This window comes from Mycobacterium sp. (assembly GCF_044370595.1).
Lineage (GTDB): Bacteria > Actinomycetota > Actinomycetes > Mycobacteriales > Mycobacteriaceae > Mycobacterium.
Map to the genome: position 1 here is coordinate 1 of NZ_JBILVF010000109.1, position 11,470 is coordinate 11,470.

The 11,470-nt window shown below is 67.2% G+C and carries 8 protein-coding genes and 1 pseudogene; 7 read left to right on the plus strand and 2 right to left on the minus strand.

The window, feature by feature from the left end; all coding sequences use genetic code 11:
- Positions 1-202: 202 nt before the first annotated feature.
- From ADBZ5N_RS13455 to ADBZ5N_RS13485, 7 genes are all read left to right on the plus strand, one after another.
- On the plus strand, positions 203-2,173 hold the full coding sequence (locus ADBZ5N_RS13455; RefSeq protein ID WP_526258110.1) for an alkaline phosphatase family protein: 1,971 nt from the start codon (positions 203-205) through the stop codon (positions 2,171-2,173).
- 43 nt (positions 2,174-2,216) lie between these two features.
- Positions 2,217-4,577 carry an alkaline phosphatase family protein gene (locus ADBZ5N_RS13460; RefSeq protein WP_526258112.1) on the plus strand — a complete coding sequence of 787 codons (2,361 nt, stop codon included), beginning with the start codon at positions 2,217-2,219 and terminating at the stop codon, positions 4,575-4,577.
- An 18-nt stretch (positions 4,578-4,595) separates the two neighbouring features.
- Positions 4,596-5,450 carry an SDR family oxidoreductase gene (locus ADBZ5N_RS13465; RefSeq protein ID WP_526258114.1) on the plus strand — a complete coding sequence of 285 codons (855 nt, stop codon included), beginning with the start codon at positions 4,596-4,598 and terminating at the stop codon, positions 5,448-5,450.
- Entirely contained in the window at positions 5,447-5,887 is a 441-nt protein-coding gene (locus ADBZ5N_RS13470) for a protease inhibitor I42 family protein (protein WP_526258116.1), read from the plus strand. Before ADBZ5N_RS13465 ends, ADBZ5N_RS13470 begins: the two co-directional genes overlap by 4 nt.
- A 138-nt stretch (positions 5,888-6,025) precedes the next feature.
- Positions 6,026-6,535 (plus strand): hypothetical protein, encoded by a 510-nt coding sequence (locus ADBZ5N_RS13475; protein WP_526258124.1) that lies wholly within the window; start codon positions 6,026-6,028, stop codon positions 6,533-6,535.
- A 20-nt stretch (positions 6,536-6,555) separates the two neighbouring features.
- On the plus strand, positions 6,556-7,509 hold the full coding sequence (locus ADBZ5N_RS13480; protein WP_526258118.1) for an LLM class F420-dependent oxidoreductase: 954 nt from the start codon (positions 6,556-6,558) through the stop codon (positions 7,507-7,509).
- 11 nt (positions 7,510-7,520) lie between these two features.
- Complete coding sequence (locus tag ADBZ5N_RS13485; protein ID WP_526258120.1) at positions 7,521-8,126, plus strand: hypothetical protein; 606 nt, start codon at positions 7,521-7,523, stop codon at positions 8,124-8,126.
- Between the two features lie 3 nt (positions 8,127-8,129).
- Here the strand turns inward: ADBZ5N_RS13485 and ADBZ5N_RS13490 are convergent, their stop codons facing one another.
- Together ADBZ5N_RS13490 and ADBZ5N_RS13495 are read right to left on the minus strand one after the other, a co-directional pair.
- Positions 8,130-9,614 (minus strand): dynamin family protein, encoded by a 1,485-nt coding sequence (locus ADBZ5N_RS13490; protein ID WP_526258122.1) that lies wholly within the window; start codon positions 9,612-9,614, stop codon positions 8,130-8,132.
- Positions 9,611-11,378, minus strand: a pseudogene (locus ADBZ5N_RS13495) (dynamin family protein). The gene ADBZ5N_RS13490 and the pseudogene ADBZ5N_RS13495 overlap by 4 nt, the downstream one beginning before the upstream one ends.
- Between the last annotated feature and the right edge of the window lie 92 nt (positions 11,379-11,470).

Below are 11,470 nucleotides of genomic sequence, written 5' to 3' on the forward strand. Positions count from 1 at the left end.
GTCAATTTGACCACCTGCCCAGGTGACCGACAAGGGATCTGCCGGCGATGACGGGCCCGCCGTCGCAACTCGCTGACCAAAGTCCCATCGCCGTGGGACCTTCGCGACACCGAATATCCCGAAAAGTCTCCTGAATCGCGTGTGCGGCTATTAGCGTCACAGGTAATTCCAAGGTTTCAACCACGCACCAGAGGGGCGACTCATGAGCACGATCAAACAGGTTTGCCTCGGCGTAGCGGTCGCCGGTGTGGTGGCGGGCGCCGCATCGACACTCGGGACCGCGGTGGCCCAGGCCGATCCGTCCGGCGGCACAGGCAGCGCCACGTCCGCCGAGTCCAGCAGCCCTGATTCCAACAAGCGGGGAGACACCCAGTCGCCTGGCCGGTCGCGCGGGTCTGCAACCCAAACCTCGGCTGACGCGACACCAGCAGAGTCCGGGGCGCCCGCACAGCGGACGACTGCCGGTGACCGGGAGTCGGAGCGCGAAGGTCTTGACGTCGCCGACAACGATGCCCCGCCGACACCCCGCGTCGCCGAGCAACCCGACGCCGCGGTGGAACTCGCGGCGCCCGTTACCGAGGACGCCACGGCCGAACCGGCTTCTCCGCCGTCCGCTACCGATGCGTCGGCTCCGGTTACGGCTGCCAGCATCCCGGTCGCGGCAGTCCCCGCATCCGCCTCCGCAGTGGACGCGGCACCTGCGGTGGCGGCGGCGGTCGCACCGGCCGCTACGCCCGAACTCACTCCCGCGCCTGCCGCGCCCGCACCGACCCCGCTGCCGGTGCCACTGCTCCCCGATCTGCCGGTCATGCCGGTCGCCCCCGCCGGCGCGGTCACCGTCAGCGCAACCTCGGGCACCAACACCCGGTACCGCGCCGCCAGCGCGCAGGCTCAGGCCGAGGCCTTCGCCGACCCACCGGTGAACCACGTGCTGCTGATCGGCACCGACGGCACCAATCTCAGCAAGATCCTCCAGTACGCCTACGACGATCCGGCCAGCGGATTCCGGATCGCGATGGATGAGGGCATCACCGGGGCGACCAGCCTTGTCGGGCACACCACCATCTCCGGGCCGTCTTGGTCGACGATCCTGACCGGGGCCTGGGACAACAAGACCGGAGTGATCAACAACCTGTTCAACCCTGAGCCGTACGTCAAGTGGCCGACAGCGATCAACCTCATCGAGTACTACAAACCCGCGGTCAGGACCGCGGTCGTCGCCGACTGGAAGTACATCAACGACATCGCCGGGGCGGGCGGCTACCCGGCTGACGAGAACATCTACGTCGCCTACGACGAGGCCGATGGCTGGGAGGCCGCTGACGACGAGGTCGCGGCCGAGACGATCGCGCTCATCGAGGCGACCAACCCGAACGAGTCGACGTTCGTCTTCTCCTATCAGGTGGCCGTCGACGAGGAGGGCCATCTGCACGGCGGTGCTTCCACGCAGTATCGCGACGCACTGATCAACACCAGCGAGAACATCGCGCAAATCCTGGCTGCTGTCGAGCAGTGGGAAGCGACCAATCTCGGCGAAGAGTGGACGGTGATCATCACCACTGACCACGGTCACCAGCCGTCGAAAGGATTGGGCCACGGGTTCCAGTCACCAGCTGAGACAACGGCCTTCGTGATCTTCGATCCCGAGGGCGATGACCAGAATGACGGCAAGCAGAACCTGGGGTATACCAACGCCGACATCACCCCCACCATCGTCAATCTGTTCGGCGTTGACCAGCGGTCGGACTTCGACGGCGTGCCACTGCAGACCAAGACGGCGGGCATCGTCGCTCCGGAGGACCTCAAGCAATCCCTCGGCGATGCGATCTCGATGTACGGCTACCCCGATATCGGTGCCGACCTCGCGCTCGGAACACGCACGGTATTCGCGAGCATTCCCTACTTCATCGACGGTTTCGTCACCGACATCACCGACATGCTGCAATCGGTGGTCGATCAGGACATCTTCCTCATCAGCGGCATCGCTGATGTGACGAAGTGGATCGTGCAATTCAACGGCGATCTGGCGGTCGGGGTCACCCAGGCTCTGGCCCGGGTGGTCGCCTACCTGACCGGATCTGGGACGATCCCACCGTCGGACCCGCCACTGCCGCCGCCTACGGCGGACTCTGAACTGCCGTGGGTCCTCGATGCCACGGCCGTGCTTGCCTGAGAAGCACCTCGACCCGACTGCGGCTAACTGAAGGAAACGAACTATGAGTCACGCGAGGAACATCGGTCGGCTGGGCGCCTTGGCTGTCGCGCTGGGCATCGGTTACAGCGTCGCCGACGTCCCGGCTTTCGCCGATACCCCGGACGCAGCCGGGGCGGAAACCAACTCGTCGCAAGCGCAGTCGCCCCGCGAGGGCAAGGTCCGGGTGTCATCCCCGGTCCGCCGCGGCGGGCCGGCCAAGTCGGCACTCCAGGCCCCCACGGCCGCGCCGGACAACACCCCGCGCTCGGCCGCCGCCGACACGCTGAGCCGGGTTGGCGCCGAGGAGGACAGCGCTGCCCCGGTCGGCCAGAACGCGGCACCGCCCATCCCGAGCGCAGCGATCGCCGAGCAGGTGGCATCGGCATCGGTGGCAGCCTCCCGGCAGAGCAGCGCACAGGCGCCTGAGGTCACCCCCGAGTCCACCGCTTACTCGACGCCCGAGGCCAGCGCCCGGCCGGGCGTAACGGTCCCCGCTCCGTCAGCCGCACTGGTGACCTCCCCTGCCCCGGCCGTCGCCGTCGTTGCGCCAGCCCGCCCAGCGGCGGCCGCACCCCGGATGCTGCCTGCCAGCACCACCGCGCAGTTGGTCAGCACCGCGCTGGCCCCTCTGCTCGGCGGCAGCACCGGCGGCGCGCCGAATCAGGCTCCGATGCTGTTCAGCGTCTTGGCCTGGGCGCGAAAGGAATTCGAGCGCCTCATCGGTGTCGTCCCGCCCGCCGCAGTCACCACGACCAGTCAGGTCCAGAGCCCTAACCTGCTGGTCAACCCCGGCGCCGAACTCGGTGATCCCTCACTGTCCGGGTACAGCGCCGTCACGATCCCGGGTTGGACGCTGACCGGAACCCCGACAGTGATCAAGTACGGGGCACCCCGCAACCTGTGGCCGATCGGAACGAGTTTCCCGATGCCGAACTTGCCGGGATTCCTTGGATACCCCAAGGCCAAGAGCGGACCTGCCGACGGCGGAAACCAGTTCTTCGGCGGCGGCGACGTCACGACCGGCACCCTGACCCAAACCGTCGACCTGCGCAGCGCCGCCGCCGACATCGACCTGGGCACCACGACCTACAACCTCAGCGGTTGGCTCGGCGGCTACCTGTCCGATCCGTCCGGGGCGTCGGTGAAGGTCGACTTCCTCGACGCGAACAAGACCTACCTCGGCAGCGCCGCACTCAACCGGGTCGGCCCTCTCGAACGCTGGTTCCAGACCGGGTTCAAGCAACGCTCGACGGCGGGCACACTCCCGACTGGGACTCGCTACGCGCAAGTCGCGCTGACCCTCGAGGACCGCAACTGGGTGACCTTCGGGCTTCCCTGGCTGCTCGGTGGTGTGGATTTCGACTACAACTACGCATTCGCCGACAACATCGCCTTCACCGTCGGTGCCACCCTGCCCGCCCCGCCGGCCCCCACCCCGCCGGTGTCGACGGTCGGTGAACTTGACCACGTCTTCATGGTGTACATGGAGAACAAGGGCTACACCGACATCGTCGGGAGTACCAAAGCGCCTTTCCTCAACAGCCTGATCAACGCCTACGGACACGCCAACCAGTACCACGGCCTGACCCATCCGAGCCTGCCGAACTATTACCCGGTCATCGGCGGCACCGACTTCGGTCTGACCTACAACTGCGCGACGCCGTGCATCGACGCCGACACCACGCTGGTCTCCAACATCACCGCGGCCGGCAAGACCTGGAAGGGTTACGCGCAGAGCCTGGCCCCCGGAGCCAGCCCGTTGGTGGCCAGTGGCGACTACTCCCCCGATCAACTGCCCTTCCCGGCCTTCAAGTCCATCGCCAACAACCCGGCAGCCCTGGCGAACATCGTTCCGCTGCAGCAGATGGCCGAGGATCTGAAGTCGGTGGCAACCGCACCGAACTATGCGTGGTTTGCCGCAAACGAGGATTTCAACGGCGAAGGTCCGGTCGACTTCCCCTGGGGCATGCTGAGGTTCGCACTCAGCCAGCTTGAGCCCGGCAACCCTTACAACATCCCCGCGCTTGACCAGTTCCTTTCCGAGAACGTCCCTGTTGTGCTGAACTCGGCGGTGTGGAAGGACCCGACCCGTAAGTCGGCCCTGGTCGTCACCTTCGACGAGGACAACAACAACACCTCACTAGGCTTCGGCAATCAAGGGAACCGGGTCGTGTTCGTGGTCATCCCGTCGCAGGGTGCGATAGCGGCGGGCATGCGCGGCGGCGCCTTCACCGCCACCAACCACTACAACCACTACAGCCTATTGCGCTTCATCGAGGACTCGCTCGGTCTGCCGACGCTGACCAACAACGACAAGTTCGCCGCCCCGCTGAACGAGTTCTGGGATAGCGGCGTCAAGGGCGGCGCCGGCTCGCTGGTCTAGGCAGTCACAAGCCCCGAGGTGGCTACCTATGCGGTGACCGGATCCGCGTCCGGGATGGGGCAGGCGGTCGTCAGCAGGTTGCGCGGTGCGGGCCACACGATCCTTGAGGTTGATCTCACCGACGCCGACATCGTGGCCGACCTGTCGACGTCCACCGGGCGGCGCGGGGCCGCCGAGGCAGTACTGGCACGCAGCGGCGGACGACTGGACGGCGCCGTGCTGGCTGCCGGCCTTGGCCCCACCAAGGGTGCCGAGCGCCTCATCACCGAGGTGAACTACTTCGGAGTAGTGGAATTGCTGCAGGCCTGGCGACCGGCACTGGCCGCCGCCGAGCGTGCCAAAGTCGTCGTGTTTTCCAGCAATTCGACGACAACGGTGCCTGCGGTGCCGGGCCGGGCGGTGCGCGCACTGCTCGCCGGGGACGCCGAGAAGGCGCTGCGCACCTACCGGTTGCTCGGACCGGCAGCACCGCCGATGGCCTATGCGGCGTCGAAAATCGCGGTCAGCCGGTGGGTGCGCCGCAACGCCGTCACGCGACAATGGGCCGGAGCGGGCATCCGGCTCAACGCGTTGGCGCCGGGGGCCATCATGACGCCGATGCTGGAACGCCAATTGGCCACCCCGGCCGAGGCGCGGAACATCCGCCGGTTCCCGGTGCCGATCGGAGGGTTCGGCGACCCCGGGCAGCTTGCCGACTGGGTGGTGTTCATGCTGTCTGATTCGGCTGACTTCCTCTGCGGCAGCGTCATTTTCGTCGACGGGGGCTCCGATGCCTACTATCGTGCCGATGACTGGCCGCGGCCGGTGCCGGCCCGGCGGATACCGTCCTACCTGTTACGGACCCGCGAGTTTTTCAGAGGGAGTCGACCATGAACTATCGGACACTAGCGGCTCTGGCGATCATCGCGCTGCCGCTGTCGGGATGCTCGAACAGTACCGAGCCGGCGAAGAGCGGGCCCAAGACCGAGACCATCGCGATCTCCTACGACGACCTGCTGAACCAGAAGCAGATCAGCCGCAGCACCGACCTTGCCGTCGGGGACTTCCTCCAGGTGAGCCTCGGGTCCAACCCATCCACCGGCTTCCGATGGGCCGAGCAGATGCAGATCTCCGATCCCAAGGTGCTCGCACAGACCGGCCATGAGGTCATCGCGCCCAAAGGAACTCAGCCGGGCGCGGCAGGCAGTGAGGTGTGGATGCTGCAAGCGATGGCGCCCGGAAACACGACGGTATCCACCACCTACAGCCGTCCGTGGCCCGGCGGAGAGAAGGACTCGTGGGTTTTCTCGGTCAACGTCACGGTCCGATAAAACCCCCGCGAGTCACTCCCGTCACTCTAGTCACGACATGCGTACTCTGATCGGGTGCGCACTTCCCACGGCGGCAGGATCGGCCGCGGGATCGGTTTCCGAATCGGGTTGGCCGCAGCCTGTCTGCTGACCGCCGTGATGGCGGGCTGCAGCAGCACCGTCGACGGGGTGGCGATCTGCGTGGGCTGCGGCAGCGACTCCGAACCGGAGTTTCCCGGCAGCAGGCCCGGCACGACAGCACCAACCACGCCGCCCACCAGCGCCTCGAACGTACCGACACCCACCACCGGCCAGCGGCCTTCCGGCGGCCAGAGGCTGGAGCCCAACTCCAACGGCTACGTCTACATCGAGACCAGATCCGGCCTGACCCGTTGCCAGATCTCAGCCGACACGGTGGGCTGCGAATCGGAGTTCACCGACTCGCCCACCATCGACGGGCAGCCCGCCAACGGGGTGGAGGTGTCGGCCAGTGGCAGCAACAGGTGGGTTTTGGGCAATCTCGGGGCCATGCCGACCACGACCATCGGCTACGACACCTATGCGGCGGTGGGCTGGACCATCGTCGCCGACAGCACCGGCACCACCTTCACCAACGACGGCACCGGCCACGGCATGTTCATCAGCACGGAGCGTGTCGAGTTCTTCTGAACTGACCTAGTCTGATCGGCGTGGATTTTCGCGTCTTCGTCGAGCCCCAGCAGGGTGCCAGCTACGAACAGCAACTCGCCGTAGCCCAGGTGGCCGAATCGTTAGGTTTCTCAGCCTTTTTCCGCTCCGATCACTACGTGGCGATGAGCGGTGACGGGCTGCCCGGTCCCACCGACTCGTGGGTGACGCTGGCCGGGATCGCCCGGGAGACCTCAACGATCCGGCTGGGCACCCTGGTCACCTCGGCGACGTTCCGCCACCCCGGTCCGCTGGCCATCTCGGTGGCGCAGGTTGATGCGATGAGCGCAGGCCGGGTGGAGTTCGGTATCGGTGCGGGCTGGTTCGAGGTCGAGCATCTGGCCTACGGCATCCCCTTCCCCGGCTTGGCCGAACGGTTCGACCGGTTGGAGGAACAACTCGCGATCGTCACCGGCATGTGGGGCACCCCGGAAGGCGAGACCTTCGGGTTCGCCGGCAAGCACTACACCATCGTCGACTCCCCGGCCCTGCCCAAACCGGTTCAGCGGCCGCATCCGCCGATCATCGTCGGCGGCGGCGGACCCAGGCGCACCCCGGCGCTGGCGGCACGGTTCGCCACCGAATTCAATCTGGCCTTCCCCACGCTCGACTTCACCCGGCTGCAGTTGCAGCGGGTCCGTACCGCCGTGCGGGACGCCGGCCGAGACCCCGATGAACTGATCTACTCGGCTGCGTTCGCGGTGTGCGCGGGGCGCGACGCGGCCGAAATCGACCGCCGCGCTTCAGCGATCTCCCGCGAGGTCGCGGAGTTGCGAGAGAACTCGCCGCTGACGGGCAACCCCACCGAGATCACTGAACGGCTGGCGGTGTTCGCCGACGCCGGTGTGCAACGGGTGTATCTACAAATCCTCGACATCGCCGACGCCGCGGAAGTGGCTGACCATCTGGGACTGTTCGCGGCCGAGGTCATGCCCCAGTTCGCCGCCCGCCACTAGAATCGGAGCACGTGGCGCGTAATGGTTACCCGGACAATCCGGACAACTACCCCGAGAGCGACCCGACGCAGTACGCCAACTACGGCGGAACCGGCGGCGAGGCCTACAGCGAGTACGGCTCACCCACCGGCTACTCCCCGGCCACCGGCCGCCACCCGGACCCCGTGCCGCCACCAACGCCCTGGTATCAGCGCCCCGCTGCGCTGGTCGGTCTGGGGGCACTGACCGCAGCCGTGCTCGCACTGCTGGTCTACGCGGTCGTGAAGTACACCACCGCAGGCACGTCACAGAGCCCGGCTGTGACCTCGAGCAGTGTCACCACCTCATCAGCACCGACGAGTGAGTCGGCAGCACCGCCGACCACGACCACACAGACTGCCGGCCCGTCGCCGAGTACCACGACGGCCCCGGCGCCGCCGACCACCGTCACCACGACGGTGACCCCGACCACCACCGCGGCCCCCACCACCAGCGAGGCGCCCACCCCGTCGACGACGACGTCCATCACCACGTCGGTGACCACCGTCACTGAGACGACGACCAAGCCGCTGTGGCCGACGTTGCCGTTGCCAACCCGGCCGGCCCCGACAGTCCCGGAGCCGCAGCCGGAGGGGTGACGTTCAGGCGCGCCCGGCGTACTGGGCGACCAGCGCCTCCGCACTGCGCACAGCGGCGCGGCAGGCCCGGGCGGTGAAGGGGTCGTTCAGCGGGTGCTCGGCCCGTCGGCGCCACCGCTGCGCGGCTGCGAACGCTGCACGCGGTCCGTCGTCGGACCGATCCGCCAAACCGAGACGACTCGCGGCCACGGTACCCAACCCCCCGATGATCCGCCGCAGCGACGCCATCTCATCGTCAGTCAACGTGGTTGGGCGGGAACGTAACTGGCTGAGCAGGCGCAGTTCCTCGAACGCATGGGTATCGGCCAGCAGTGGTTCGATATCGGCGATGATGCGCGGGGTCGCGGGGGTGGGGTAGCGCTGCACGAAACTGCGCAGCGAGACCAATGCGGTGTGCGACTTGAGCTGATCGGAACGCTGCGCGAAATGCTGGTCGATCACTTCCCGCAACGCCACCAGGCCGCTGCGCTCCAGCAGATCCTCGGCCAACCCATCGGCGTCCTGCACCCCGGCGCGCAGCAACGCCATCGAGATCCGAATGCCGAACAGGCCGAACCGATCCAGCAATCCGGTCCGGGTCGGGCCGTCCACGGGCAGCGTCGGATTGTCGCGAACGAACCGGTCGGCGCTGAGCATCGCCTTGTTCAGTTCGGCGGGTTCCACCCCGGCGAGCTTGCGCAGGGCGGTGAATTCACTCTGGCGCAAGGTCCGTGCGGTCAGGGCGAGCAGACCGGAGACCGGGACCACCGCCTGGCAAATCCCGGTGCGGTCCAGTTCGGCGGTGAATCTGTTGGCGACGTCCTTGGCCGACAACATGGCGTCGATTCGCCCGGCGCCGATCTCGTCGGCTCGCGAGGCGACGCCGATCACCCCCAGCGCACCGGTGGAGCCACCGATCAGATCACCAATCTGCTTGAGCAGCGCGATGTCCGGGGCGTTGAGGGTCCGCAGGAGGAAGACGACGGCATCCACGCGGGGCACCCCGTCGGGAGGCACCAGCAGTCTTAGGGTGCGCGCGGAGACGTCGCGCGTCAGTGACGAGGTGCCGGGGGTGTCGATGATCGTCGCTGCGACCAGCTCCTCGGCCGGCCATTCGACGTCGATGTCGATGATGTCGTCGGAGTTGAGCGCGCCGAATTCGAATGTCAGGCCGCCGGTTCCGTCGTCAGCACGCACGATCGGGACGTTCGACTGCTGCCCGCCACGGTGGTTGGCGGTGGCCTTCGGGATCGGGCCGTTGCGGAACCAGGTGACGATCCGGGTGGCCTCTGTGGCGTCAGTCGGGGCGATGCACTCCCCCACCAGCGCGTTGACCAAGGTGGACTTTCCCGACTTCAGCGTGCCGGCAAGCGCGATACGAATCGGCTCGTTGAGCCGCGCCGCGATTCGGTCCAGTTGGCCGACGATGTCGGGACGCTGCCGGTAGGCAGGATCAGACCGGTATGCCCGGCGGGTGCCGTCGATGATGCCACGGACCAGGTCCTTCACGGGCCGCGCAACTTCTCGGCGTTGGCGAGAACCTGCCGCAGGATGTCGGCCTGCCGCTGGAGTTCTGTGACCCGCAGGTTGCGCCCGGTCTCCCCCATCCGGGCGGCGGCCACGGTGGCCTGCAGGGACTCGTTGATCGATCGTGTTGTCTGGTCGGCGATTCCGCGGTAGTGATCCCGCAATTGGCGTTGGATCGTCTTGAGCCGGTCCCGCGACTCCTTGGTCACCGCGAAGAGCACATCATCGACGAATCTGCGCAGGTTGGTCTTGGCCTCGTTGCGCACCCGCAGCAGGCGGTTCTCCATCTCCTCCTGGTAGGACTTGCGGCCCAGCAGCAGGCCCGCCCCCAGCGAGATCGGGTTGAACATGCCCAGCCCCGCCACGGAGGTGAGCATGCCGAACATGAGAACACCACCGTAGGAGCCACGCATGCTGGTGATGACTTTGTGTCCCTTGCCGATCGGCTTGGACTCCAGGCGAGCCAAGGACTTCATCCGGCCCATACCGGCGGCCATCTCGCGGGCGCGCAGTTCCGGGATCTTGACGGCGTCCAGACCTGCGGCGACGAAGGTGCGCGCCACCTCGGCGGCCAGGGTCTCGGCCCGCCGGTAGGCCCACACGAAGTTGTCCCCGACCGCATTGGCGATATCGTCCTCGACCCGGGCGCCGATCTCGGCCCACTGCAGCGTGGGGTCGCAGGAATCGATGAGTTCCTCGGTGTGCTGGGTGATCGCCCGAAAGCGCGCCCGCAGGTCGTGATCGACGTCGGCGGTCAAATCCACGATGCCGTCATTGAGGATCTGCTGCCACAGCGCGGTCTGCGCCAGCGCGTCCTGAGCTTCCTGCTTACGCTGCTCAAGCTCGGCGGTCAGCCTGCGGGCCTGGTCGGGATCAGTGAGCGCGGAAAGCTCCGACCCAACTGAGAACTTGAGATGCTCTGCCGCAGAACAGATCTCGGTCAAAACATGGTCGCCGATCCGGTCGCTCTCCCGGCTGAGGACCTTCTCTGACAGGAAGGACACGATCGTCGGGAAATTGGATTCCGCGTTGAGTTCCTTATCCCCGGTCTGGACCGCATGACTGCGCAGCAACGCGGACACCGGTATCACCGGGATGTCCAGGCCCGCCCGGCGGAGGTGGGCGATGTCGGCGTCGACCACCGCCCGCCAGAACGGGTAGAGGTCGGTCTTGGTGGCGACGGCCGCAGCGACCGGACAGATGTCAACGGCTTGCCGCAGGAACCGCAGTTCGGGTTCGGTGAACTCCTGGCTGGCATCGCTGACGAACAGGACCGCGTCGGCATCGGGCAGCAGACCCAGGGTGGCGGACAGGTGGGGCTGGCCGGGCCCGCCCACCCCGGGGGTGTCGAGGAACGTCAGCCCGCCCTTGAGCAGCGGACTGGGGGCGCCGTAGATCGGAGCCGAGGTCGGCGACCGGAACCTCCACGGCCTGCTCGTGACCGCCGCCCGCGTCGAGGATGACCCGCGCCGTGGGCTCCTCGGCGTATCCCACCACAGTGATCAGCACCGTGCTCTCATCGTCACCCACCCGGGCGACCGGCATATTCAGCAACGAGTTGAGCAACTGGCTCTTGCCCTGCTTGAGTTGGCCGACGATCACCACCCGGATGAGGGGGTCGGTGATTCGCTCCCGCGCCGCGGCAAGCCGCGCGGAGAGATCGCCGCGGTCGTTGAGGTCGGCGATGCTGCGGGTGTGATCGAGTAACTCGACGATCACCGGTCGCCGGTCCTGCCGCTGGCTCACCTGTCCTCCTTTGCCGCTTCACACGGTATGCGCTGAATACACGAACGCGGCGGGGTCCCGGGGGAGGGAGTCCGGGTGCCCCGCCGCGCCGC

What these genes read in the sequence shown, in the direction of transcription:
- ADBZ5N_RS13455 (WP_526258110.1), top strand. Translation starts at nt 203, where the DNA reads ATGAGCACGATCAAACAGGTTTGCCTCGGCGTAGCGGTCGCCGGTGTG.
- ADBZ5N_RS13460 (WP_526258112.1), top strand. Translation starts at nt 2,217, where the DNA reads ATGAGTCACGCGAGGAACATCGGTCGGCTGGGCGCCTTGGCTGTCGCG.
- ADBZ5N_RS13470 (WP_526258116.1), top strand. Translation starts at nt 5,447, where the DNA reads ATGAACTATCGGACACTAGCGGCTCTGGCGATCATCGCGCTGCCGCTG.
- ADBZ5N_RS13475 (WP_526258124.1), top strand. Translation starts at nt 6,026, where the DNA reads ATGGCGGGCTGCAGCAGCACCGTCGACGGGGTGGCGATCTGCGTGGGC.